We start from the raw sequence: 23,600 nt of genomic DNA on the forward strand, positions 1-23,600 counted from the left end.
GAAGCGGAGGAGGGCATCTGCCGGGGAGTCGGCGATCGTCGGGTCAGCGCGCGAGAAGAGGGGCGCGGAGGCGACGATTCAGATCAAAGGACTTCCAGACACGGCGGACAGGACGCCACGACGATACCCGGGCGTGTCGCGCCGCGCAACTCCCGGGCGTGTCGCCGCTCCGTCGCGCGGGGGATGCGGGGCCGCGCGACGGCTCGTACCGTGGAGGCATGGCAGATGATCGGAACCCCAGTCCCGACGAAATGCGCGCACGGACGGGCCTCGGCATCGGTCTCGCGGTGGGCATGGCCATCGGTGTCTCGATGGGGATGGCGCTGGGCAACTGGATCCTCGGCATCGGGATCGGTCTCGCGATCGGCGTCGCCCTGTCCGTGGCGTTCCGCGGTTCCGCGGGCGGCAGGGGAGACGCGGCGGAGGGCGATGTCGAAGACCCGGACTCCGCTGACGGCGCTCAGGACGGCCGGGACCCGTCCGCCTGATCCGCGCCGATCCCCTCGACCCAGGTCGTGAGGAACCGGTGCACGTCGCCGAGCTCCTCCTCGGAGATGCTGTGGGTCAGTCCGCTGTAGACGCGACCGGACAGGGACGTGTGCGTGGGGAGCCATTGCGCCGTGTGGGCGATCAGCGGCGCGGGGATGACGTCGTCGTGGGAACCGCGGCCCCAGAACACCGGGGGGCTGACCTCCGCGAGGCACGCATCGCCGGGGAGGGCGTCCGGGGCGGCGTAGCCGCTCAGCGCGACGACCGCGCCGAACCGTTCGGGGGCCAGCCGCAGGGCCTGGAGTGACACCGCGGCGCCCTGGGAGAACCCGAGCAGCGCCACCGACGGCGCGTCCGCCGCGGCGTCGTCGAGCCAGCGCAGGAACGCCTCCGCCGCGAGGGTGACGGCGGCGGAGCTGCGTCCGTCGAGCCCCTCGATCGGGTACCAGGAGCGACCGGGGGTCGGCCACGGCGGGGTCAGTGGTGCGGCGACCGAGGCCACGGCGACGCCGGCGGGGAGATACGGGACGATGCCGAAGAGGTCGTGCTCGTCGGCGCCGTACCCGTGCAGCAGCACGAGCAGCGGGAGCCCGGCGCGGTCGGTGTGCGACCAGCGCGTCGCCGCATCGTCGATCGTCAGGTTCTCGGTCACACCGTCATCCTGCCAGGGCTCGCGCCGGTGCTGCCATCGACGAGGACGGCTGGTAGAAAGGAGGCATGGCGGTGCGCACACCCGATCCGGAGCCGGAGCCCGAAGACGAGGGCCTCGGTTCGTTCCGCGATGCGAACCCGCCGGTGCCGGATGCGAACCCCGGCTGGCTGAGCGACGTCGAGCTGGAAGAGGCCCGGCGCCACCTTCCGATGCTCTACGTCGAGGCGATCCCCGTGCGCACGGACGGCTCCGGTCAGGTCACCGAGATCGGCGTGCTGCTGCGGTCCACCCCGCTCGGCGAGATCACACGCACGATCGTGTCGGGCCGGGTGCGCTTCGGCGAGACGATCCGCGACGCGTTGTTCCGCCACGTCGAGAACGACCTCGGTCCGATGGCCTTCCCGCTCCTGCCGCCGCAGCCGCTGCCGTTCACGGTGGCCGAGTACTTCCCGATCCCGGGGGTGAGCGCGTATCACGACGACCGTCAGCACGCCGTCTCCCTCGCCTTCGTGGTGCCCGTGACCGGGACGTGCGAGCCGCGCCAGGACGCCCTCGAGGTGACGTGGTTCTCCCCGGAGGCCGCCGCCTCCGACGCCGTCGCCGCCGAGATGGAGGGCGGCCGCGGCACCCTCATCCGCCACGCGCTCGCCAGCCTCGGCCTCCTCCGCTGACGCGCGTTCTTCTCCCCGAGGCCCCGGGTTCGCGTCGAGACCCCGGCTACGCCGCGCGCTGAAGGCGGGGTCTCGGCGAGAACCGGGGGCCTCGGCGGAAGATGAAAGCTTGTCTTCGGAGCGGGGGAACCGGTATTCATGACGGAGGTGATCTGCTCAGAACGCCCTGATCCGCGCGGTCGATGACCGCGTCCGTCCCGAAGGATGCCCATGGCGTTCGCCGCTCCGCTCCGCCGTCTCCGTGCGCTGGCCGTCACGGTCGCCGCCGCCCTCCTCGCCTCCGGTCTGGTCTTCGTCGCGACACCCGCGACCGCGGCCACGACCGCGCTCGACCCGGCCTTCCCCGGCGTCGCGGAAGCGCTCCCCACCGCGGTCGCCGCGGCTGCGGACGTCGCCGCGTCTCCCGGCCAGGCCGACCCCGAGAGCACCGCCACCGTCTCCGGTCGCGTCACGTTCCCGACCGGCGTCGACGTCTCGCGGGGCCGCACCTTCGTCGCGGCCTACGCTCCCGGCGCCGGCGTCCCCGTCGCGGCCGCTGCCGTCACCGACGGCTCGTACTCCCTGCGCGTGCCGCAGGGCGACGTCGTCCTCGGTGTGGTGTCCGAGGGGCGCGCCGTCTTCGACCAGGGCGGTCCGCAGAGCGGCGAGGTCCTGGCGGTCGGGACCGAGGGCGTCGTCCGCGACGTGCAGCTCGAGCGCTCGGCCCTGATCTCCGGAAGCGTGACCGCGCCGAAGGGGACCGATATCACCGGGCAGCGCGTCGTCGTCGCCGTCTACCCGGTCTCGGGGGCGGGGACCGTGGTGGGTGCCGCCGTCCCCGTGACCGACGCCGGCACCTTCGCCGTCGGCGGACTGCCCGCGGGCGCATATCGCGTGGCCTTCGTCTCGGGAGCTGCGGGAGCGGTCTCGGAGTGGTGGGACGATGCTCCTCGTTTCGAGAAGGCGCGGACCATCACGCTCGCCGCCGGGGCCACGCAGTCCGGAGTCGTCGCCGCGCTCGAGCCGCTGCACCGGATGGAGACGTCCGTTCCCACGATCAACGGGACGGCGACGGTCGGGCAGACGCTCCGTGCGGCGCCGGGGGCGTGGACGTCGGGCGCCGCGCTCGGATACCAGTGGTACGCGAACGGCGTCGCGATCTCGAAGGCCACGGCATCGTCGCTCACCCTCACCACCGCGCACGCGGGAGCCCGCATCACCGTGCGCGTGACCGGGAAGAAGGCGGCCTTCGCGTCGGCGACCGTCGCGTCGGCGGCGACGTCGGCCGTGCTGCGCGTGCTGACCGCGCCGACGCCCACGATCACCGGCACCGCCACGGTCGGACAGACGCTCAAGGTCAAGACCGGGACGTGGACGGCGGGGACGCGGTTGACCTACCAGTGGTACGTCGACGGCGTGGCCGTCGCCCGAGCGACCGGGACCTCCTTCAAGATCCCGTCCTCCGCGGCGCTGAAGCCGGTGACGGTCGTCGTGTCAGGGACCAAGTCGGGGTACGCCGCAGCATCGAAGCGCTCGAAGCCGACGGCCGCCGTCAAGGGGATCCTCTCCGCGCCGACGCCCCGGATCACCGGCTCCGCGATCGTGGGCTCCCGTCTCACGGCGGTCGCGTCGACGTGGACCGGCGGCACGCGCCTGAGCTACCAGTGGTACCTGAATGGTCGCGCGATCGCGCGGGCGACCGGCTCCACGCTGGTCGTCACGGCGGCCATGGTGAAGTCGAGGATCACGGTCAAGGTCACCGGGACGAAGAGCGGCTACGTCACGGCCGCGCGCACCTCCGCGCAGACCGCCGCCGTGACGTATCCCGCCCGCACCACGCCGGTCTCCACGTGGAACTGCCCCGCCTGGGCTCCCATCAAGGGCAACGCGCAGTCGATGATCTACCACGTGCGGAGCGGGGCGTACTACGCGAAGACCAAGCCCGAGGTGTGCTTCTCCACGGAGAGCGCCGCCGTCAAGGCCGGTTACCGCAAGTCGAAGCGGTAGCCGTCCCTCTGCCGAGACCCCGGCTTCCCGCCCACACCCCGGCGTCGACCCACGGATACCCCGGGGTCTCGACGCGAACCCGGGGTCTCGGCGATCAGGGGGCGGGGCGGGGTCAGGGGCGGGTGAGGCGGGCGAGGGCGTCGACGAAGGCGTCGACGTCGGACTCCTCGGTGTCGAAGCCGCACATCCAGCGCACCTCGCGGCGGGCGGCGTCCCAGTCGTAGAAGCGGAACACGTCGCGGAGCTGATCGGCGACGCCCTCGGGCAGGGTCGCGAACACGCCGTTCGCCTGCGTCGGCTGCGTGAACTCCACCCCGACGATCGATCCGTCGGCGAGGCCGTCCTCGATCCGCGCGCGGAGCCGGGCCGCCATGGCATTGGCGTGCCGGGCGTTCCGCAGCCACAGGTCGCCGTCGAGCAGGGCGATGAGCTGCGCCGAGACGAAGCGCATCTTCGACGAGAGCTGCATGTTGAACTTGCGCGCGTAGTTGAGGCCCACGGCGGCGTCCGGGTTCAGCACGACGATGGCCTCGCCGAGCATGGCGCCGTTCTTCGTGCCGCCGAAGGTCAGCACGTCCACCCCGGCGTCGGTCGTGAACGCCCGCAGCGGCAGATCGAGGGCGGCGGCCGCGTTCGACAGGCGCGCACCGTCGACGTGCAGCTTCATGCCGCGCGCGTGGACGTGATCCGCGATCGTGCGGATCTCCTCCGCGGTGTACAGAGTGCCGAGCTCGGTGGACTGCGTGATCGACACCACGAGCGGCTGCGCGCGGTGCTCGTCGCCCCAGCCCCACGCCTCGCGGTCGATGAGCTCGGGGGTGAGCTTGCCGTCGTCGGTGGGGACGGTGAGGAGCTTGAAGCCGCCGATCTTCTCCGGCGCTCCGCCCTCGTCGACGTTGATGTGCGCGGTCGAGGCCGCGATCACGGCACCCCAGCGCGGCAGCATCGACTGCAGACCGGTGACGTTCGCCCCGGTGCCGTTGAACACGGGGTACGCAGCGGCGGTGTCACCGAAGTGCGCCTGGAACACCTCCTGCAGGCGGGCGGTGTAGGCGTCCTCGCCGTAGGCCACCTGATGGCCCCCGTTCGCGGCCGCGAGGGCCGCCAGGACCTCGGGGTGGATGCCGGAGTAGTTGTCACTGGCGAAGCCCCGGATGGCGGGGTCGTGCGGGATGCTCACCGGACAAGCCTAATCGCCTTCCCCTACCGGATGTCCGAGGCCCGCTCTACCCTCGAACCCATGGAACGCAGCGCGGCGAAGACAGCTTTCGCGAACGTCCTCGTCAACACGTTGATCGCCAACGTCACGACGAGCTTCCTGTGGTTCGCCCTCACCTTCTGGGTCTACATCGAGACCCGGTCGGTGCTGGCCACGGGCATCATCGGCGGTGCCTACATGCTGTTCGTCGCGTTCTTCGCGATGGTGTTCGGCACCATCGTCGACCGTCATCGCAAGCACCGCGTCATGCTCCTGTCGAGCGTCATCTCGGCGGCGGCGTTCCTCGTCGCGGGCGTCCTCTACCTGTGGCAGCCCGAGGCGTCCCTGCTCGACCTCGGCGGGCCGTGGTTCTGGCTGTTCTCCGGCGTCATCCTGTTCGGCGGGGTGATCGAGCAGCTCCGCAACATCGCGCTGTCCACCACGGTGACGCTGCTGGTGCCGGAGGAGAAGCGCGCCAACGCCAACGGTCTCGTCGGCACGGTGCAGGGGCTCGCCTTCCTCGTCACGAGCGTCTTCTCCGGCCTCTCCATCGGCTTCCTCGGCATGGGGTGGACTCTGGGGATCGCGGTCGTGGCGATGGCCCTCACCTTCGCGCACCTGCTGTTCATCCGGATCCCGGAGTCCGAGCCCGAGGTCGACCCGGAGGCGAAGAGCGCCGTCGACTTCCGCGGCAGCGTCCAGGCGATCCGCCAAGCTCCCGGACTGTTCGCGCTCATCGTCTTCTCGACCTTCAACAACCTCATCGGCGGCGTCTACATGGCGCTCATGGATCCGTACGGGCTCACGCTTTTCGACGCGCAGATGTGGGGGTTCGCCCTGGCCTTCGCGTCGACCGGATTCCTGATCGGCGGGGGACTGGTGGCCAAGTTCGGCCTCGGCAGGAAGCCCGTGCGCACGATGCTGCTCATCGTGATCGCGATGGGACTCCTCGGGGCGATCTTCATGCTGCGCGAATGGTGGCCGCTGTACGTCCTCGGCATGTGGGTGTACATGGCGCTCGTGCCGCCCGTCGAGGCCGCGGAGCAGACCGTGATCCAGAAGGTCGTCCCGTTCGCGCGCCAGGGACGGGTGTTCGGCACCGCGGCGGCGATGGAGGCAGCGGCGGCCCCGATCACCGCGTTCCTCATCGCCCCGATCGCCGAGTTCCTCGTGATCCCGTACATGGACAGCGCGCAGGGGCAGCGGCAGTGGGGGTGGCTCCTCGGCGAAGGTGAGGCGCGCGGCATCGCGCTCATCTGCCTCTTCGCGGGTCTGATCATGGTGGTCGCCGCGACCCTGGCCTTCTTCACCCGGTCGTATCGCACGCTCACCGAGCTGTACGCGACCGCCCCGGATTCAGCTCCCGACGAGGCTCCCGAGCAGGCCGCCGACGGTGCACACGAAGCGACCGGCGAACCGGACACGTTCCGCGACGCCCCGCCGATCGTCCCCGGCATACCGCCCGAGTCCCGGTGACGATCCGAGCCCCGGTGGCGGTCCGAGGAGCGGGGCTCAGCCCAGATCGAGCACCCGGTCGTTGAGATCTGCGGCGTCGGTGTCCCAGAGCCCGACGAGACGCGCCGCGAGAGCCTCGGGATCGAGGGCCTTGGCGCGGAACACGACGGCAGCGGTCCGCAGCGGTTCGTCGGCCTCGCGCGCCGCCTTGGCGTACCCCTGAGCGACGGCGCGGGTCCACGCTTCGCTCGCCGCCTTGACCGCTGCATAGTTCGCTCCGCCGGCGAGGGGGCGTGCGACGGCGGTCGACGACACGATCGCGAATCGTCCGGCGGCGGAGGCGCGGAGGGGGCCGTCGAAGGCGCGGCTCGTCGCCCGCACCGCCTCCAGCGCCGGCAGCAGCGCCGCGAAGTCGTCGTCGGTCTGCCCGGCGAGTCCGCCGCCGCCCCGCCAGCCGCCCACGAGGGGCACGACCGCATCGACCGTGTCGAGCCGATCGGCGAGCGTCGTCATCTCGGCGAAGGATGTCGCATCGGCGACCGCGGTCTCCGCCCCCGCCTCGGCCAGCGGACGCAGCCGCTCGGCCGTGCGGCCGGTGGCGATCACCCGGGCACCGGCATCGCGCAGTGCTCGCGTCGCCGCGAGTCCCGCCGCGCTCGTGGCCCCCGCCAGCACGACCACGCGGCCCCGTGCTCCCTCGCTCGTCGGCGTCGTCATGCGGTGTCCTCTCGGTCGGAGATACCTCTGCGGCCGGACCCGGGATCCGGGTCTCCGGCCGCAGAGGGGGTGCGCCCCAGCGTCACAACGGAGCGGTGCGGATCAGTCGTCCGTACCGCGGATGCCGACCGTCGACTCGATGACCGGCTTCATCTTCTTGTCGAGGGTCTCGAAGAACATCGACAACGGGAACTCGTCGTCCAGGACCGCGTCGGTGTAGCACTTCGGGGCCCCGGCGAGGATCTCGTCCGACAGGCCGCGCGCCCACTGTGAGGCAGGATGCGGGGTCAGCGTGCCGCGGACCAGCTCGTACGCGGCGAGCCAGTGCGCGACCTTGGGGCGGTCGATCGAGTGCCAGTACAGGTCGTCGATCGCGTCCCCGAGGGCCACCACGGCGTCCGGCACGTTCTCCCAGTCGAAGGCGAGCGCCGTGTCGGTCCAGTGCAGCACGCCGCGCTGGTGCAGCCACGCGAACAGGAGCTGACCGCCGACCGCGTCGTAGTTGCGCACGCGCGTGCCGGTGATGGCGAAGCGGAAGATGCGGTCGAAGATCACGGCGTACTGCACGAGGTGCGCGTACTCGTGCATCTCCCGCTCGGTCTCCGTGAGCTCCTCGCCCGCGGCGACCCGGGCATCCAGCGCTCGCTCGATCTTCACCGACTCGCGGAACGCCGTCATGTCGCAGCGCATCTCCTCCAGCGAGTAGAGGAAGAACGGCATCCGCTGCTTGATCATGAACGGGTCGAACGGCAGGTCTCCGCGCATGTGGGTGCGGTCGTGGATGATGTCCCACATCACGAAGGTCTTCTCGGCGACCTCCTGATCCTCCAGCATCGCCGCCGCACGCTCGGGGAGGTCGAGGTTGGTGATCTCCGAGGCCGCACGGACCACGCGGCGGTAACGGGCGGCCTCACGGTCCTGGAAGATCGCGCCCCAGGTGAAGGTCGGGATCTCGCGCATAGCGACGGTCTCCGGGAAGAGCACCGCGGAATTCGTGTCGTAGCCGGGCGTGAAGTCCACGAGGCGCAGCGAGACGAAGAGCTTGTTGCCGTAGTCGCCCGCCTCGAGTGCGGCGATGAACTCCGGCCAGATGGTCTCGACGATGAGCGCCTCGACCAGGCGGTCGCTGGAGCCGTTCTGCGTGTACATCGGGAAGACCACGAGGTGGCGGATCCCGTCGATGCGGTGTTGCTGCGGCTGGAACGCCACGAGCGAGTCGAGGAAGTCGGGCACGCCGAAGCCCTCGGAGGCCCAGCGCTCGAAGTCGGCGACGGAGGCGGCGAGGTAGTCCGCGTCGTGCGGGAAGGCGGGGGCGAGTGCCCGGATCGCAGCGGTGATCTGCCCGACGAGCGCGGTCGCCTGGTCCTGGGTCGCTGAGCTCGTCGAAGCGCCAGGGATCGAGCCGTCCTTGATCTGCAACTCACGGATGGCGATCGCGGCCTGCTTGAGCTGTGCCCAGGCGGCGGAGTTCTCCGCGATCGACGCATCCTCGACGACCTCGGGTTCGCCGACGACGGCCTGAACAGCGGAGCTGTTGGCGGAAACGAGGGACATCGGAACCTCCGATCGCAGTGAAAAACGGAAAGATTCCGGTGATAACGGAATCCTGACGATAATCTTACAGCCATGGATGATTCTGTCGACCGTGCGATCCTGGCGACCATCTCCCGCGACGGGCGGGCGACGCTGTCGCAGCTCTCCGACGCCGTCGGGCTGTCGGTGTCGGCCGTGCAGTCCCGGCTGCGGCGGCTCGAGACCCGCGGCGTCATCACCGGCTACCGCGCGATCCTCGACCCCGAGCAGGTGGGCACTCCGTTGTCCGCCTTCATCGAGATCACGCCGCTCGATCCGGCCCAGCCCGACAACGCCCCCGAGCTCCTGGAGCACCTCGACGCGATCGAGGCCTGCCACTCCATCGCCGGCGACGCGAGCTACATGCTGTTCGTCCGCGTGCCGACGCCGCGCGACCTGGAGCAGCTCGTCCGCGACGTCCGGCTCGCGGCGAACGTGAGCACCCGCACGACCGTGGTCCTGCAGACCTACTACGAGCACCGGCCCATCATCCCCGTCTCGACCGCCGAGTAGGGCGGCGTCAGAGCAGCGCGCCGACGAGCGCCTCGCCCAAGGGGGTGCGCACGTGCTGCATGCGGGAACCGTCCCGCTCGCTCACCACGAGCCCGGCGTCCCGCAGCACGGTGAGATGGTGTGATGCGGTCGACAGCGCAAGCCCCGCATCGGCGGCCACCTCCGAGGTCGTGCGGGGCGTCCCCGCGGTGAGGAGGATGCCGGCGCGCGCCGGGCCGAGCAGGGCGCCCAGGGCGGCCACGGTCTCGGTGGCGTCCCGTGCCCACCCCGCGGTCACACCACGGGCGGGATAGAACAGCGTCGGCTGTGCCGGCGGCTCGGTGAGCACAAGGCAGCCCCAGGACGAGAGGACGGAGGGCACCAGCACGAGGCCGCTGCCGCGACAGTCCACCTCCTCACTGTGCCGGCGGAGCGAGACCCGCACCGCACCCGCGCCCCACGAGACCTGGGGATGGAGGGCGCCGGCCATCCCGGCGATGCCGGTCGCCGCGATCGCCCGGGCACGAACGGCGATGTCGGCCCGGAGGAGGCGCTCCAGCTGAGGCCAGGTCGGTGCCAACGCGGCCTCCCAGACCTCCTCCCAGGCGTCGGCGATCATCGCACGGGCGCGCGCCGGCCGGGCGGACAGGTCGCGCAGGGCCTGCCGCTGTGCACCCGTCGAGCGCTGGATCCGCTTGCCGAGGTCGACGCGCAGCGGGTCGAGCGCCGCCTCCCGCAGGGCGGCGACCTCCGCCTCGGGGGTCAGGTCGCCGCGCGGCGTGCTGGTGAGGAAGTCCGGGAGGTAGCCGTCGTCGCCGATCACCGTCGCCAGGAGCGCGAAGGCGTCGCGAGGCAGCCCCTCCCGCGCGGTGCGGAGCCACCCCCACTGCAGGGGGTGCGCCGCCGGCCGGAGGAGCACGCGCACCGCATGCGCCAGTTCGTGCCCGGGGGAGATACCGAACCGCACCGCCTGGATGTCGCCGGGACTCAGGTGGAACTCGACCCGGTGATCCGGGTCGTCGACGCCCTCGACCGGCGCGGAGTTTCGATCCACGTCGAAACTCTAGGAGGTGCGACGCCTGCTGTCGACACTGGGGTCATGACCGAGATCCACGTTCCTCTCCTCGTCCCGAGCGGTACGATCCGCATCGGCACAGGGCGCAGCCGCCGATTCGTCGGCGCCGACCACGGAGCCGCCGTCTCCTACTTCTTCGTCGAGAACCAGCCAGGAGAGGGGCCGGGGCTGCACTGGCACCCCTACTCTGAGACCTGGATCGTGCTCGAGGGCACGGTGCGGATCCGGATCGGCGACGACGTCCTCGTCGCGCGAGCCGGAGACGCCGCCACCGCGCCCGCCTTCACGCCGCACGGCTTCACCAACGCGGGGACCGGACTCCTCCGGATCCTGTGCATCCACGCGTCCGACACGATCATCCAGACGTTCCTCGACGAGGACTGAGAGCGGAGACCACCATGTCCTTCCAGGCGTACCTCGACAAGGTCGAGACCCAGACCGGCCTCACGCCGCGGCAGTTCATCGCCCTCGCGCACGAGCAGGGGTTCGACGAGAGCACGAAGTCCACCGTCGTCCTGAACTGGCTCAAGCAGGAGTACGGCCTCGGCCACGGCCACGCGCAGGCGATGGTCCACGTCATCCTCAAGGGGCCGAAGATCAGCGACAAGCACGTCGGCACGACCGGGGCGCACGCCGACAAGACCGACGAGCTCTGGCTCGACGGCAAGGACAGCAACCCGCACCGCTGAGTTCGCCGCCTCGCCGCGACGACTAGGATTCCGTGGGTGGCAGCATCCTCCCAGCGCAAGAAGAAGTCCGGTCGGCGCACCCCGCCGCGCACCAGCGGCAACCCGGCCAAGCGGCCGGTCGTCGAGGCGGGTCCCGTGACGATCGGCGACTGGATCGGCGCGGCTCGTCTGCGCACGCTGCCCCTGGCGATCGCCCCCGTCGTCATCGGCACGGGAGCCGCGCGCAGCACCGGGCCGGAGTTCCACTGGGTGATCGCGCTCGCATGCCTCGCCGTCGCGGTCCTGCTGCAGATCGGCGTGAACTTCACCAACGACTACAGCGACGGGATCCGCGGCACCGACGCCCACCGGGTCGGCCCGGCGCGGCTCACGGCCTCCGGGCGGGTGAAGCCGCGCACGGTGCTCGTCATCGGACTCGTGTTCTTCGCGCTCGCCGCGGTGGTCGGTATCGCGATCGTCGTGCGGACCGGGCAGTGGTGGATGCTCGCCGTGGGTGCGGCCTGCATCGTCGCCGCCTGGTTCTACACCGGGGGCAAGAGGCCCTACGGGTACTACGGCCTCGGCGAGGTCTTCGTCTTCGTGTTCTTCGGGCTCGTCGCCACTCTCGGCACCACCTGGGTGCAGGTCTTCATGCTCCCGCAGCAGGCCTGGCTGGGAGCGATCGCCGCCGGACTGTTCGCCTGCGCCGTGCTGCTGGCCAACAACCTCCGCGACATCGATCAGGACCGAGAGGTCGGCAAGCGCACGTTGACGGTCCTCATCGGCCGCCGCGCCACGCAGGTCCTCTTCACGCTCTTCGTGCTCGTGCCGTTCGGCATCGCCGTGTTCCTCGCGTTGCTGTTCCCGATCGCCTGGATCGCGCTGCTCGCCCTCCTCGCCGGCCTCCCCGCGATCGTGATCGTCTGGACCTACCGGCAGCCGCGGGAGCTGGTCGTCGCCCTCGCCCTGACGTCGCTCACCTCGCTGCTCTACGCGGGCGCCCTGTTCTGGGCCTTCGTCGGCTGAGCTGCTCCCCGTCTCCCGCGCCTCGCCGGGCACAGCTTCGGAGCTCGCGACCGACATGCCGTCGTCTCGGGCCTGTCCTCGGCGTGTCGTGCGGTCGCTCCGAAGTCGTGCCCGGCGACCCGGGCACAGAGATCGAGATGCCGGTCGAACCTATGGTTTAGCCGAGAGTTTTGAGACCCGGTCCAACAATGAGACCTGCCTCGAATCTCCGAAGCTGTGTACGGCGGGCCTGCGTCAGGGGCGGTCGTCGGGGGCGCCGTCGACGAGCTCGTCTTCGGCCGCGGCGTCGGCCTGTCGGCCGGAGACCTTGCCCTGCCGACGCTCATGCAGGCGGGCGGACGCGTCGGAGAGCGGGGTGCGGAGGAACAGCATCGAGATGCTCGCGCCGATGAGGGCCGCGAAGATCGCCGCCAGCCACCAGAACTCGCGGAAGATCGGGAAGAAGAACCACAGGATGGCCAGCGGGACGAGGAACGCCAGCAGGCGCAGCACGGTGTAGACGAGGAGGGGGGCGGGCTTCTTCACACGTTCAGTCTACGTTCGCCGCTCCGTGCTCCCGCTGTGACGCCGGAGTCCGAGGCTCGCGAACGGGATGCCCCGCACCACGCGCCGCCACGGGTGTTCCCCCAGGGTCCACAGCAGCTCGTCATCCGGGTCGAGGGCCAGATCCTCGCAGCCGACCGGCAGAGCCACCGGGTGTCGGGTGAGGGCCTGGCGAGGGCCCGACCACAGCACCCCGGGGCGCAGGTGGTCGGACTGCGACACGAAGTAGCGGTCGCCCCACCGCACGGCCCCCTGCATGTGCCGGATGCCGGGAGTGAACCGCTCGTGTTCGACGAAGCCGTCGTCGGTGCCGTCGGGGATCGTGAACTCGCCGATAGCCCCGGTCTCCTGACCCCGGTACTCGCCGATGAGCACGCGGGGGAGCGGCGTCCCGTCCGCGTCGAACACGCGACCGAGGAAGGAGCACCGCAGCGCCACCGGGTGGCGACGGGTCCGCACCGCGACGACCGTCGTCCGCCGGTCCCGGCGGCTCGTGCCGCCGCGGATCCGCTGCGCCTCCGTGCCGTGCACGCGCCGGAGCGCACCCAGGTCGAACTCCCAGATGCCCTGACCTGTCGCCGCCGCGAACAGACGATCGCCGAACCAGGCGAGACCGCCCGCATGGATGGGCGCGGGCTGCAGGACGCCGTCGTCGTCGGCGACCGCCAGCACGATGTCGATGCGGCGGGCGCGCTCGCGGTCCACGAGCACGACCCGCGAGGCGAGGTGGCGCCCTGAAGCATCCTGGCGGAACCAGCTCACTGCGAGGGCGCGCCGTCCGCGGCGCTCGCCGACGTCGATCCCCTGGGGGTACCAGCGCTGCGTCCAGGAGCGGGCGGTGAGCCAGCGCAGCTCGATGCCGCCGCGCCGGCGACGCCGACGCATCGGACGCCACATCGTGTTCCACGGCCACCGCATCCGTCCATCGTCACCGATCCGGAGACCGCATGCGAATTTTCACGGATTGACCTAGGTCGATTCGCACGATCGAACAGACAGTTGTATCGTGTTACGTGTTGAGTGCTGATCTTCATGGAGTCGCGCTCGACGACGCCTCGCGGTCCGCTGGTGGGGGCCAGTACCGCCGCGAGGTGGCCGTCGCCTCACGGTGACGGTTCACCGGATGCTCGCATCCGGCAGTGCAACGCACTGGGGGTGTGGCTCGTTCGGGTGCGGGCCACACCTCAGCGTCCGCCCTCCTCGACGCCGCCTGTGTCGTGCTCAGACCGTGCGCCAGTCGTGGCTCTCGATCGCCGCACCCGCCTGGGGCCCCATCTGGAGCATCCCGCCGTCGATCACGACCGAGGCGCCAGAGGTGTACGCGGCCTCGGGCGAGGCGAGGAACGCGATCAGGGCGGCCACTTCGCGCGCGTCGCCGGGGCGTCCGAGCGGAATGCCGGGACGGTCCTCGGCGTGCGGGTCGGTGTCGGTCTGCCCGGTCATCGGGGTCGCGATCTCGCCCGGGGCGACGCTCACCGCGCTGATCCCGTACCGGCCGAGCTCGAGCGCGAGGTTCTTCATGAGGCCGCCGAGGCCGTGCTTGGCGGTGTCGTACGCGCTCGCCCCCACCATTGGCTGGTGCTCGTGCACGCTGGTCACGGAGATGAGCCGCCCCCCGCGCCCCGCGGCGACCATCGACCGGGCCGCCCGCTGCAGGCAGACGAACGCGCCGGTGAGGTCGGTGTCGAGCTCGCGGTTCCACTCCTCGAGCGTGACGTCGAGGAACGGGGTCTGGAGTCCGGCACCCGCGTTGTTGACGAACACATCGACGCCGCCGAGCTCTGCGATCAGCCCGTCGATCACGTCGCCGCAGGCGGGGATGTCGGAGACGTCGAGCTGCGTCACCACCGCGCGGGCGCCGTGGCTGCGCACCTCGTCCGCGGTCTCCTGGGCGCCGGCCTCGTCACTGTGCCAGGTGATGCCGACGTCGATACCCGCCGCGGCGAGGGCGACGGCGGTGGCGCGGCCGATCCCGGAGTCGGCACCGGTCACGATCGCGCGGCGGGCCTCGGCCTCCAGCCGCGCCTGCGGGTCACCGGCCTCCGCCATCGGCGTCGGGGTCTTGTCGTTGTGCTGAGATTCGGACATGTCGGCCTCCTGCTCGGGCGTCATCGGTGCGAGCGACGGTACGGCGGCGGCGCGGTGCGGTCGAACCGGTTGACGACACGCGGCAGCGACGCTAGCCGTCTCCGTCATCCGGCGACTCATGGTGTTATCCCAGGCAACGGTCCTGGCGGGGAGGATCGCGGCCGGGTAACGTCATCCCCATCGCGGCGATCCGGGCGGTCCCGGGCCCCGGCTCATATCCGGAGGCGTTGCGGGTTCGACTCCCGCCGTCGCGTCCACTCGGTCCCATGCTCGGCCGCTCATCCCGGATGATGGAGGCATGCCTTCCGCCCCTCGCCCCGGACTCCGGGTCTCCGCGGGTCTGACGATCCCGGAGGCCGAGCTGTCCTGGCAGTTCTCCCGATCGTCGGGGCCTGGCGGTCAGGGCGTGAACACCACGGACTCCCGGGTCGAGCTGGTGTGGGATGCGGCGCATTCGGGGGCCGTGTCGCCGACGCAGCGCGAGCGGATCCTGGAGCGGCTCCGCGGACGGCTGGTCGACGGCGTGCTGACGATCGCCGCGTCCGAGCACCGCGCACAGTTGCGCAATCGGGAAGCAGCCAGGGAACGGCTCGCCGCGCTCGTCGCGGAGGCGATACGTCCGCCGGCGCCGGCCCGACGGGCGACGAAGCCGAGTCGGGGATCGAAGGAGCGGCGGCTGACGGCGAAGCACCGCCGCACCGACGTCAAGAGCCTGCGGCGGCGCCCCCGCGAGGACTGACGTCCGGACCCGTCTGTGCGCTCCGCGAGCCGGTGAGCTGCTCCTCGATCGGGGCCCAGCCGTGTTCGAGGAGCGCGGAGCCGGCGTCGAGCACCGCCTGCTGGTCGTCGCTCTCGGTGACGAGGATCTGCATCTGCAGGACGAACCGCGCGTACACCCGGACCTCGGGAGTGGGGGTCGGGATGCCGAGCTCGTCGGCGATGGCCGCGGCGAGCGCATCCTCATGGCGCAGCCACATCTTCGACGCGTAGTCGCGGAGCGCCGGGGTCTCGTTGAGGAAGCGCAGGAAGACGCGGGCCACGTCGTCGCCGTGCTCGTCGAGGTTGGCGCCGACCTCGGCGGCGTAGAAGTCGTGGATGGCCCGGTTGATCGTCACGCCGGTCGGCCGGTCGCGCACCGCCGAGACGAGGCGATCGCGCTGCTCGTCGTCCTCGTCGAAGACGAGAGCCTCCTTCTGCGGGAAGTGGGCGAACACGGTGGTGGGGGAAACGTCGGCGGCGTCGGCGACCTCGCGGATGCTCACGTTGTCGAACCCGCGCTCCAGGAACATCCGGGTGGCCACGTCGGAGATGTTCTTGCGGGTCGCGGCCTTCTTGCGCTCGCGGCGGCCCGGGGGCGGGGGCGTCGTCATGCGGCCACCTTATCGCGCGTCCGAACCAAAACTGTATTGACACCAAAACTGGTATCGATACACTTTCGGTATGACTTCACCTCATCTCCCCGTTCGCGGCGCCGGCCGCGCCTGGGTCATGCTCGTCGTCCTGACGATGCTCACGGTCATCGGCATGACCGTCGTCCTTCCTGTCCTGCCGTTCGTCGTGCTGCAGTACGTCGCGCACGAACACGACCTCGCTCTCTGGGTCGGCGTGCTGGAAGCGGTCAACGGCCTGTGCGCCTTCCTCGCCGCACCGCTCCTGGGGCGGCTCTCCGACCGGTTCGGACGACGACCCGTCATCATCGTCGCGGCGTTCGGCGCGGCCTTCTCGATGGCGCTGTTCGGCGTGGGCGGGGCGATCTGGGTGCTCGTGCTCGCCCGTGTCATCCAGGGGCTGACGGCCGGAGACCTCCCCGCGCTGTTCGCCTACCTGGCCGACATCACGCCGCCCGAGAAGCGCGCGCAGCGCTTCGGCCTCCTCGGCGCGCTGACCGGCATCGGCACCATGATCGGCCCCGCCATCGGCGGTCTGCTCGCCGCGATCGACCTGCGCCTGCCCGTGTTCCTCACCGCGGCGGTCGGGCTCACGATCGCGGTCCTCAGCATCTTCCTGCTGCCCGAGAGCCTGCGGCCGGAGAACCGCATTGCCCGGATCGCTCTCCGCGACGTCCAGCCGTTCGGGGTGTTCCGTACCGCGTTCGGTCGGCCCGAGCTCCGCGGGCTGATGATCGCGTTCGCACTGCTCGCGCTGCCGTTCGGATTCTTCGTGAACAACTTCAGCGTGCTGGCCCTCGACGCCATCCAGTGGGGGCCGACGCAGATCGGCCTGCTCACGGCAGGCGTGGGCATCATCGACATCCTCATCCAGGGCGTGCTGCTCGGCATCCTGCTGCCGCGGATGGGGGAGCGCGGCGTGATCGTCAGCGCCATCACCGCGCAGGCGGTCGGTCTCGCCGGCCTCGCGATCGTGGCCTCGCTGCTCGCCCAGCCGTGGCTCTTCATCGTCGGGGCGCTCCTGCTCGCCGCCGGTCAGGGCGCGGCGCAGGCTGCGATGGACGGGGCGATGTCCAACGCCGTCGGCGACGACGAGCAGGGCTGGCTCGGAGGGGCCACGCAGTCCCTCAACGCCGCGATGGGCACGATCGCCCCGTTGATCGCGGCCGCCCTCTACACCGCGGTCAGCCATGCCGCGCCGTACTGGCTGGGCGTCGGGATCATGGTCGTCGCCGCACTGGTCGTCGCGCGGGCGCACATCGCGAACACGGCGAAGCGTGAGCCGCAGGCGCAGGAGGCCGTCGAGGTGGCCGAGGCGCGGCTCTGAGCAGAAGGACCCGGCGCAGCGTCGAGGGTCCGCGGGGTCAGCGCTCCCCGCGGACGAGCTCCACCCCCGCCCCGGCGAACTGCCGCAGCGTGGCATCGGGGAGGAAGGCCCGGGTGAGGGCTCCGCCGATACGGGTGAGGTCGCTCTCGTCGCGGAAGAGGAGGTAGAGGGTCTCGTAGCGGGGGTGGAACTTCTCCTTGAAGCGGTGCAGCGAGCGGAAGCCGTAGACGGGCTCGAGCGCGTCGGCGAGACGTTCGCTCAACGCGGCGATCACGCCCGCGTCCGGCGGGTAGTCGTGTGCGAGCGGAGCGCCGGAGAGCGACATGATCTCGGCGCCCTCCTCCGAGAACTGCTGGGCGGAGGCGCCGATCAGATACTCCATCACCGGTCCGAAACCGCCCTCGCGGCGTCGCATGAGGTCGAGGGTCCAGCCGCGCACCACCCCGCCCTCCCCGTACACGGGCAGCCAGGAGAGGAAGCCGTCGACGTCGCCGTTCGGAGCGATCGCGAGCGCGAGGCGGACCTCGGGGTCCTCCGCCTCCTCCAGGGTCCCCAGCGTGAACCGCATCTCCGGAAGGTCCTTATCGCCGACCCACGCCTCCGAGATCGCGCGGAGCTGCTGCCGCAGGCCCCAGGTCTCCGCGGCGAGGTGGGTGAGCCGGAAGGTCATCTGCTCCCGCCCCGCCCGGTTGAGGGAGGTGCGCACCGGTTGCCAGCGCTTGCCGGTGAAGGTGAGACCCGGGAGGTCGACGATCGTGTCGTCCGCCACCACCAGGCTGCGCCAGGTCTCCGGGACGGCCGACCTCGTCGCCTCGTCCGCACTGAAGAAGCACGGCACGAGTCCGGCGTCCTCGGCCGTGCGGATGAAGTCGCGCACCGCCGCCGCACGGGACTCCGCCGGCCCGATCGGGTCGGCGAGGGCCAGGGCGACGCCGTTGCGGCGCTGATAGGCCACGATCCCGCCGTCCACGCGGGCGTAGCCGTTGCCCTCCCAGGTCGTCATCCAGGACAGGGTGCCCCCGCCGTGCGCCCGCAGTTCGCGCCGGAGTTCGTCTGCGGTCGGGGCGGGCTGCCGGCCCAGAGCCGTCGTGCGCCGTGCGCGGAACGCCCGCCGCACCGCGACGAGATACACGAGCACGAGAGCCCAGAGCACGCCCGTGGCAAGCGTGAGCTCGGTCTCCGCGTCGATCACCATCTCGAGCTGTGCTTCGCTCGTGAGGATGATGAGGACCAGCACGAGGGTGGCGGCCAGCACGTTGAGAGGTCCGAGGATGACGGCGACGACCCACGCCCAGCGGCGACCGCGCCGCAGGCCGTTCGCGATGACCAGGATCACCGCGACGTCGATCGCCGTGTCGATGAATCCGCCCGATGCCGGGTCCGTGGGGCCGAACGGGCCATCGGTCGGCACGAGGACCGTGATGATCTCGATGGCCACGAGCGTGAGCACGGCCATCACGGCGATCAGCCGCTGCTCCCGGACCGTCGTGCGCCGCACGCGCAGGCTCCGGTCGACGAAGAGGATGAGCAGCACCGCGAACAGATGCTCCAGGTCGGCCAGCTTTCCCCAGAACATCATCGCGACGAACACGAATCCGAGGAGCACCAGCCACGCGCGCACCCGCCACGGCGGACGGAAGAGCCCGACGGCGGCGGCGATGCACGCCATGGTGCCGCCGGACGCGCCGACGTCGAGGGCCTGCGCCTGGGTCTGCGCCCACGCCCACGGCAGCTGCGACACCAGCAGCAGGAACAGAGCCGTCGCGAAGATCGCGAAGAGCTGTCCGACCGTGAAGTAGGCGAGGGCGACCCGGGTGCCGCGGCGGTGCTCCAGGTAGCCCATACCCCAGAACCCGGCGATGGTGAAGAGGTACACCCAGGGCTGGTTGACGAAGAACGTCCCCGTGACCGGCGTCCACCACTTGCCCTCAGCCAGGCTCGGCAGCCCGTAGGCGACGGCGGGGAAGAGGGCCGAGTCCTCGAACGGCCGCCACAGCCCCTGCCAGACCACGCCTGTGAGCAGCACGAGACCGATCATCGTCAGCGTCGCCGGCGTGGTCCGCAGGGCCCCGAACAGGAGGCGGGCCGACGAGGGGCGCTCCGAGGTCATGCGCTCAGCGTAGAGGTGGGGCCGCCGCTGGGCGACCCCACCGACCGGATCACTCGGCGACGGCCGCGGCGATCGCCTCCTCCAGGTCGTTCCACTCGACGAGCTCGACCTTCTCGCCGTCGACGAAGAAGGTCGGGGTGCTGCTCACGCCCAGCCGCTCGCCGTCGCGCTTGTCCTGCTGCAGACGGGCGAGGGTCGCCGGATCGGCGACCGCGGCGTCGTACGCGGCCAGGTCGAGCCCGAGCTCCTCGGCGAACGCGCGGAACACCTCCGGCGTCTCCGTCGACTGCTCGCCCCACTGCGCCTGGGTCTCGAACAGGCGGTGGAACATGTCCTCGTAGCGGCCCTGCTGCGCGGCGGCTTCGGCGGCCAGCGCGGCCTGGGTCGAGTTCACGTGCCCGGGCAGGGGGAAGTACCGGGTGACGTACCGGATGTCGCCGTCGTAGGTGGCGCGCAACTCCTCCACGATCGGGTAGAACGCGCCGCAGGCCTCGCACTCGAAGTCGAGGAACTCGACGACCGTGACGGCGTCGGGGCCGCCCTCGTCGAGCACGTGGGAGTCGGTGCGGACGGTCGGCAGCTTCTCGCCGGCCTCGGGATCGGGCTGCGCGGGCTGCTGGCTGAGGGCATAGACGATGCCGACGACGAGCAGCACGACGGCGACGGCGACGGCGATGAGGGTCGCCTTGACGGGGGTCTTCATGGGGTCTCCAAACACGGGTGATACGACGAGGGGTGCCGCGGAGGCGGCCGGAGCCGGCGTCGGATCAGGTGCGGGAGATGGAGAGCTGGATGAGCGAGACCGCGGGCAGGAACGGGCGGGGGCCGGCGCGGAGGGGAGCGGTCGCCAGCGGGAGGAGGCCGCGGAGACGGATCCCGCTGCGCGTGCGCAGATGACGGAAGAGGAGGACGAGGGCGACGCAGCAGAGGGCGGCCATCGCGCACGCCGCCGCGTCGGCGGCCGGATCCGCGGGAGCGGGCTCGGCGACCGGTCCTGCGGTCCCTGCGGTGTCGGAGGCCTGCGAGACGCCCGGGGCGAGGCACAGGGTCGCGTGCGCCTCCGCCGTCCCGTGCGAGGTCGACCATGCGCCGACGACGAGCAGGAGCGCGAGGCCGACGGCGATGACGATCCGGCTCCGCAGGACCCGCTCGGCGCGCGCTCGCGGCGTCGGGACGGGGGCGAGGGGCGGCATGTCCCGCGCAGTCTAGCAACGGACGCTTTGCCCGCCCCGGGCCCGTCCGACCCCGACATGCCTACACTGGAGGGGTGGCGAGACTACTGATCGTCGGCGGCTTCCTCGCCGCCGTGTTCTGGGTGTACAGCATCGTCGACTGTGCCGTGCAGCCGGCGACGCGGCACCGGGGCGTGCCCAAGGCCGCCTGGGTCGCCATCGTCGTCCTCATCCCCGTCATCGGCGGGATCCTCTGGTTCGTCATCGGCCGTCGCCGGGCGAACGACCAGGGCGTGCCGCGCACCGTCGCTCCCGACGACGACCCCGCTTTCCTCCGCAGCATCAGCAAGGCGGAGCAGGACGCCCGCATCCGTCGTCTCGAGGAGGAGCTCGCGCGGCTCGACGAGGAGACCGACGAGCCGCCCGCCGCGGATCCGCGCCCGTGACGTCGTCGCCGGCGATGGAGGCCGCGGCCTCCCTGTTCGCCGACCTCGTGTCCCACGGCGTCCGTGATGTCGTGCTCTCTCCCGGCTCGCGGTCACAGGCTCTCGCGCTGGCCGCGGCGGCCTTCGCCGACGAGGGCGCGCTGCGCGTGCACGTGCGGATCGACGAGCGGGTCGCCGGGTTCACCGCCCTGGGCATCGCACGGGAGACCCGGGTCCCCGTCGCGCTCGTGTGCACCAGCGGCACGGCTGTCGCGAACCTCCTCCCGGCCACGATGGAGGCCTTCCACTCCGGGGTGCCGCTGCTGCTGCTCACCGCCGATCGGCCTCCCGAGCTGCGGGGAGTCGGTGCGAATCAGGCGACCATCCAGGAGGGTCTGTTCCACCCCTGGGTCCGGGCGCAGATCGACGCGCCCGTTCCCGGAGACGGCGAGTGGGACGGCCTCGCCGCGCGCGTGGTCGCCCTCGCGCTCGGGGGGGCGGAACCCGAGTCCGGGCTTCCCGGCGTCGCCGGCCCGGTGCACCTGAACCTGCCGTCCCGGGAACCGCTGTCGGGCGCGATGCCGACACGGACGCTGACACCGGGGGAGGCGCCGCGCCTGCCGGAGCCGGAGGCGTTCGCGCTGGAGCGCGGGCCGCGAACAGTTGTCCTCGCGGGCGCCGATGCGGGTGCCGCGGCGGAGGAGATCGCCCATTCCGGCGGGTGGCCGCTCATCGCGGAGATCGTCAGCGGCGCACGCTTCGGACGCCAGGTGGTGCATGGGTATCGCCGGCTGCTGTCCCGCGACGACCTCGGCGGACGCATCGAACGGGTGGTCGTGCTCGGACACCCGACGCTCAGCCGCGAGGCCGCACGGCTGCTGTCCCGCGCGGACGTGGAGGTGATCGCGGTCCGCAGGGGCGGCGAGGAGCTGAATCTGAATCACCGCACGCGCGCCGTCGCGGCCGTCACGGTCGCCCAGGGGGAGACCGACCGGGAGTGGCTCGGCGCGTGGATGCGGGCCGCCGCCGACGAGGCCGTGGATCTCAGCGAGAACGCCCCGGACACCGAGGGGCTCTCCTCCACCGACTTCGCCGCCCGCCGCGACGCTGTGCGCGCGGAGCTCGACGCCGTGCGACGCCCGCTCGATCGCGAGCGCCTCGTGGATGCGGTGTGGCGGGCCACCTGGCCGCATGACCGTCTGGTGTTCGGGTCGTCCCGCCTGGTCCGCGTCGCCGACGAGGTGCTCGGCGGCAAGAAGGTCCCCGTGCACGCCAACCGCGGTCTCGCCGGGATCGACGGCACGATCGCCACCGCCACGGGCATCGCCGTCGCCAGCCAGGCCGCCGGGGCTCCGGGCGTGACCCGGGTGCTGCTCGGCGACCTCGCGTTCCTCCACGACGTCGGTGCGCTGCTGTTTCCGAGCGACGAGACGGAGCCGCGACTCCAGGTCATCGTCGGCAACGACGGCGGCGGCACGATCTTCGACGGCCTGGAGGTGGCGGGCACCGCGCCGGCCGCGCACCTCGATCGCGTGTTCTACACCCCGCACGGGGTGCGCCTGGAGCACCTCGCGCTCGCCTACGGCTGGGAGTATCAGCGGGTCACCACGCGGACCGCTCTCGACCAGGCGCTGACGACGCCGCGTGGCGGTCGCCAGATCATCGAGGTGCCGCTGCCGCGGTGACTGGCATCATGTGCGTATGAACGCGCACACCTGGACGCAGAACCTGCGGGTGCGGCCCGGCTTCCGCCTCGCCGATGTCGATCCCGACAGCAAGCCCGGCTACGACCACGGCAAGTCCCGCGGCACGGCCGACCTCGAAGCCGGTCTCGAACGCCTGAACGACCTGCAGGAGCGGCTGTTCGCCGAGAGTCGGGTGGGCACGGCGCAGGACGCGGTGCTGCTCGTCCTGCAGGCGATGGACTCCGCAGGCAAGGGCGGCATCGTCCGGCACGTGGTCGGGGGCGTCGATCCGCAGGGCGTCGCGCTCGCCGCGTTCAAGGCGCCGACGGCGGAGGAGCGGCAGCACGACTTCCTGTGGCGCGTCGAGAAGAGGCTGCCGGAGCCCGGGTTCATCGGGGTCTTCGACCGCTCGCACTATGAGGACCTGCTCATCGGACGGGTGCGGCAGCTCGCCGACGCCCCCGAGATCGAGCGGCGCTACGACGCGATCAACGCGTTCGAGGAGCGCGTCGCGGCGTCCGGCGTCCGCATCGTCAAGGTCATGCTGCACATCTCCCCGGAGGAGCAGAAGGCGCGGCTGATGGAGCGCCTGGAGCGCCCGGACAAGCACTGGAAGTACAACCCGGGCGACGTCGACGAGCGGATGCTGTGGCCGCAGTACATGGAGGCGTACCAGACCGTCTTCGATCGCACGTCGACCGAGGCTGCGCCCTGGTACGTCGTGCCGGCGAACGCGAAGTGGTACGCGCGGCTGGCCGTGCAGGAGCTGCTGCTGGCCGCCCTCGAGGACATCGATCCGCAGTGGCCGGTCGCCGACTTCGACGTCGAGGCCGAGAAGAAGCGCCTCGCCGCGAGCTGACC

At 71.4% G+C, this 23,600-nt stretch carries 25 protein-coding genes and 1 tRNA gene; 14 read left to right on the top strand and 12 right to left on the bottom strand.

Annotation, left to right across the window (positions count from 1 at the left end; translation table 11 throughout):
• Positions 1 to 218: 218 nt before the first annotated feature.
• The gene (locus tag D8M34_RS19185; RefSeq protein WP_126893276.1) at positions 219 to 488 is read left to right on the top strand and encodes a hypothetical protein; all 270 of its coding nucleotides are present in this window, start codon (positions 219 to 221) and stop codon (positions 486 to 488) included.
• Here the strand turns inward: D8M34_RS19185 and D8M34_RS04380 are convergent.
• Positions 461 to 1,141 carry an alpha/beta hydrolase gene (locus tag D8M34_RS04380; RefSeq protein ID WP_062765346.1) on the bottom strand — a complete coding sequence of 227 codons (681 nt, stop codon included), beginning with the start codon at positions 1,139 to 1,141 and terminating at the stop codon, positions 461 to 463. The genes D8M34_RS19185 and D8M34_RS04380 overlap by 28 nt on opposite strands.
• 65 nt (positions 1,142 to 1,206) lie before the next feature.
• Between D8M34_RS04380 and D8M34_RS04385 the strand changes: the two genes are divergently transcribed.
• The gene (locus tag D8M34_RS04385; protein WP_025102462.1) at positions 1,207 to 1,812 is read left to right on the top strand and encodes a DUF4916 domain-containing protein; all 606 of its coding nucleotides are present in this window, start codon (positions 1,207 to 1,209) and stop codon (positions 1,810 to 1,812) included.
• 210 nt (positions 1,813 to 2,022) lie between these two features.
• On the top strand, positions 2,023 to 3,798 hold the full coding sequence (locus tag D8M34_RS18750; protein WP_062765343.1) for a sunset domain-containing protein: 1,776 nt from the start codon (positions 2,023 to 2,025) through the stop codon (positions 3,796 to 3,798).
• A 112-nt stretch (positions 3,799 to 3,910) separates the two neighbouring features.
• Here D8M34_RS18750 and D8M34_RS04400 read toward each other — a convergent pair whose 3' ends face one another.
• Positions 3,911 to 4,978 (bottom strand): threonine aldolase family protein, encoded by a 1,068-nt coding sequence (locus D8M34_RS04400; RefSeq protein WP_025102460.1) that lies wholly within the window; start codon positions 4,976 to 4,978, stop codon positions 3,911 to 3,913.
• 60 nt (positions 4,979 to 5,038) lie between these two features.
• Between D8M34_RS04400 and D8M34_RS04405 the strand changes: the two genes are divergently transcribed.
• Positions 5,039 to 6,472 carry an MFS transporter gene (locus D8M34_RS04405; RefSeq protein WP_062765337.1) on the top strand — a complete coding sequence of 478 codons (1,434 nt, stop codon included), beginning with the start codon at positions 5,039 to 5,041 and terminating at the stop codon, positions 6,470 to 6,472.
• A gap of 36 nt (positions 6,473 to 6,508) precedes the next feature.
• Here D8M34_RS04405 and D8M34_RS04410 read toward each other — a convergent pair whose 3' ends face one another.
• Both D8M34_RS04410 and D8M34_RS04415 read right to left on the bottom strand, forming a co-directional pair.
• Positions 6,509 to 7,168 (bottom strand): SDR family NAD(P)-dependent oxidoreductase, encoded by a 660-nt coding sequence (locus tag D8M34_RS04410; RefSeq protein WP_126893277.1) that lies wholly within the window; start codon positions 7,166 to 7,168, stop codon positions 6,509 to 6,511.
• 102 nt (positions 7,169 to 7,270) lie between these two features.
• The gene (locus D8M34_RS04415; protein ID WP_126893278.1) at positions 7,271 to 8,722 is read right to left on the bottom strand and encodes a DUF6421 family protein; all 1,452 of its coding nucleotides are present in this window, start codon (positions 8,720 to 8,722) and stop codon (positions 7,271 to 7,273) included.
• Between the two features lie 72 nt (positions 8,723 to 8,794).
• On the opposite strand from D8M34_RS04415, the gene D8M34_RS04420 reads away from it, so the two are divergent.
• A complete protein-coding gene (locus D8M34_RS04420) occupies positions 8,795 to 9,253 on the top strand; it encodes an Lrp/AsnC family transcriptional regulator (RefSeq protein ID WP_126893279.1) in 459 nt (152 codons plus the stop codon).
• Between the two features lie 7 nt (positions 9,254 to 9,260).
• Here D8M34_RS04420 and D8M34_RS04425 read toward each other — a convergent pair whose 3' ends face one another.
• The gene (locus D8M34_RS04425) at positions 9,261 to 10,286 is read right to left on the bottom strand and encodes an ArsR/SmtB family transcription factor (RefSeq protein ID WP_126893280.1); all 1,026 of its coding nucleotides are present in this window, start codon (positions 10,284 to 10,286) and stop codon (positions 9,261 to 9,263) included.
• Between the two features lie 45 nt (positions 10,287 to 10,331).
• On the opposite strand from D8M34_RS04425, the gene D8M34_RS04430 reads away from it, so the two are divergent.
• From D8M34_RS04430 to D8M34_RS04440, 3 genes are read left to right on the top strand one after another with little or no spacing between them, the layout of a single operon-like run.
• A complete protein-coding gene (locus tag D8M34_RS04430; RefSeq protein ID WP_126893281.1) occupies positions 10,332 to 10,691 on the top strand; it encodes a cupin domain-containing protein in 360 nt (119 codons plus the stop codon).
• 14 nt (positions 10,692 to 10,705) lie between these two features.
• Positions 10,706 to 10,996, top strand: a complete 291-nt coding sequence (locus tag D8M34_RS04435; protein ID WP_060922391.1) for a DUF4287 domain-containing protein — start codon at positions 10,706 to 10,708, stop codon at positions 10,994 to 10,996.
• A 36-nt stretch (positions 10,997 to 11,032) separates the two neighbouring features.
• Positions 11,033 to 12,001 carry a 1,4-dihydroxy-2-naphthoate polyprenyltransferase gene (locus D8M34_RS04440; protein ID WP_126893282.1) on the top strand — a complete coding sequence of 323 codons (969 nt, stop codon included), beginning with the start codon at positions 11,033 to 11,035 and terminating at the stop codon, positions 11,999 to 12,001.
• 234 nt (positions 12,002 to 12,235) lie between these two features.
• On the opposite strand, the gene D8M34_RS04445 is transcribed toward D8M34_RS04440, so the two are convergent.
• The 3 genes from D8M34_RS04445 to D8M34_RS04455 form a co-directional block, all read right to left on the bottom strand.
• The gene (locus D8M34_RS04445; RefSeq protein ID WP_126893283.1) at positions 12,236 to 12,526 is read right to left on the bottom strand and encodes a DUF4229 domain-containing protein; all 291 of its coding nucleotides are present in this window, start codon (positions 12,524 to 12,526) and stop codon (positions 12,236 to 12,238) included.
• Between the two features lie 9 nt (positions 12,527 to 12,535).
• Entirely contained in the window at positions 12,536 to 13,462 is a 927-nt protein-coding gene (locus D8M34_RS04450) for a hypothetical protein (protein WP_126893284.1), read from the bottom strand.
• Between the two features lie 303 nt (positions 13,463 to 13,765).
• Positions 13,766 to 14,593 (bottom strand): SDR family oxidoreductase, encoded by an 828-nt coding sequence (locus D8M34_RS04455; RefSeq protein WP_126893328.1) that lies wholly within the window; start codon positions 14,591 to 14,593, stop codon positions 13,766 to 13,768.
• Between the two features lie 220 nt (positions 14,594 to 14,813).
• On the opposite strand from D8M34_RS04455, the gene D8M34_RS18755 reads away from it, so the two are divergent.
• Together D8M34_RS18755 and arfB are read left to right on the top strand one after the other, a co-directional pair.
• A tRNA-Met gene (locus D8M34_RS18755) sits at positions 14,814 to 14,889 on the top strand.
• A gap of 41 nt (positions 14,890 to 14,930) precedes the next feature.
• Positions 14,931 to 15,371 (top strand): alternative ribosome rescue aminoacyl-tRNA hydrolase ArfB, encoded by a 441-nt coding sequence (arfB, locus tag D8M34_RS04460; protein WP_126893285.1) that lies wholly within the window; start codon positions 14,931 to 14,933, stop codon positions 15,369 to 15,371.
• On the opposite strand, the gene D8M34_RS04465 is transcribed toward arfB, so the two are convergent.
• Positions 15,337 to 16,002, bottom strand: a complete 666-nt coding sequence (locus D8M34_RS04465; protein WP_062765296.1) for a TetR/AcrR family transcriptional regulator — start codon at positions 16,000 to 16,002, stop codon at positions 15,337 to 15,339. The two genes, arfB and D8M34_RS04465, sit on opposite strands and share 35 nt — an antisense overlap.
• Before the next feature lie 70 nt (positions 16,003 to 16,072).
• Between D8M34_RS04465 and D8M34_RS04470 the strand changes: the two genes are divergently transcribed.
• Positions 16,073 to 17,347, top strand: coding sequence for an MFS transporter (locus tag D8M34_RS04470; RefSeq protein WP_238695597.1), 1,275 nt, complete (start codon positions 16,073 to 16,075; stop codon positions 17,345 to 17,347).
• 37 nt (positions 17,348 to 17,384) lie between these two features.
• On the opposite strand, the gene D8M34_RS04475 is transcribed toward D8M34_RS04470, so the two are convergent.
• The 3 genes from D8M34_RS04475 to D8M34_RS04485 all read right to left on the bottom strand — a co-directional run bounded on the left by D8M34_RS04475 (position 17,385) and on the right by D8M34_RS04485 (position 20,650).
• Positions 17,385 to 19,457 (bottom strand): bifunctional lysylphosphatidylglycerol flippase/synthetase MprF, encoded by a 2,073-nt coding sequence (locus D8M34_RS04475; protein WP_126893286.1) that lies wholly within the window; start codon positions 19,455 to 19,457, stop codon positions 17,385 to 17,387.
• 49 nt (positions 19,458 to 19,506) lie between these two features.
• Positions 19,507 to 20,160, bottom strand: a complete 654-nt coding sequence (locus D8M34_RS04480; RefSeq protein WP_126893287.1) for a DsbA family protein — start codon at positions 20,158 to 20,160, stop codon at positions 19,507 to 19,509.
• A 64-nt stretch (positions 20,161 to 20,224) separates the two neighbouring features.
• Positions 20,225 to 20,650 (bottom strand): hypothetical protein, encoded by a 426-nt coding sequence (locus D8M34_RS04485; RefSeq protein WP_062765283.1) that lies wholly within the window; start codon positions 20,648 to 20,650, stop codon positions 20,225 to 20,227.
• Positions 20,651 to 20,724: 74 nt separating this feature from the next.
• On the opposite strand from D8M34_RS04485, the gene D8M34_RS04490 reads away from it, so the two are divergent.
• From D8M34_RS04490 to D8M34_RS04500, 3 genes are read left to right on the top strand one after another with little or no spacing between them, the layout of a single operon-like run.
• The gene (locus tag D8M34_RS04490; RefSeq protein WP_025102432.1) at positions 20,725 to 21,075 is read left to right on the top strand and encodes a PLD nuclease N-terminal domain-containing protein; all 351 of its coding nucleotides are present in this window, start codon (positions 20,725 to 20,727) and stop codon (positions 21,073 to 21,075) included.
• Between the two features lie 14 nt (positions 21,076 to 21,089).
• Complete coding sequence (gene menD / locus D8M34_RS04495) at positions 21,090 to 22,739, top strand: 2-succinyl-5-enolpyruvyl-6-hydroxy-3-cyclohexene-1-carboxylic-acid synthase (protein WP_126893330.1); 1,650 nt, start codon at positions 21,090 to 21,092, stop codon at positions 22,737 to 22,739.
• A 16-nt stretch (positions 22,740 to 22,755) separates the two neighbouring features.
• A complete protein-coding gene (locus D8M34_RS04500) occupies positions 22,756 to 23,598 on the top strand; it encodes a polyphosphate kinase 2 family protein (protein ID WP_126893288.1) in 843 nt (280 codons plus the stop codon).
• Positions 23,599 to 23,600: the final 2 nt, after the last annotated feature.

Origin of the sequence: Microbacterium sp. HSID17254, assembly GCF_003989315.1 — a bacterium.
Lineage (GTDB): Bacteria > Actinomycetota > Actinomycetes > Actinomycetales > Microbacteriaceae > Microbacterium.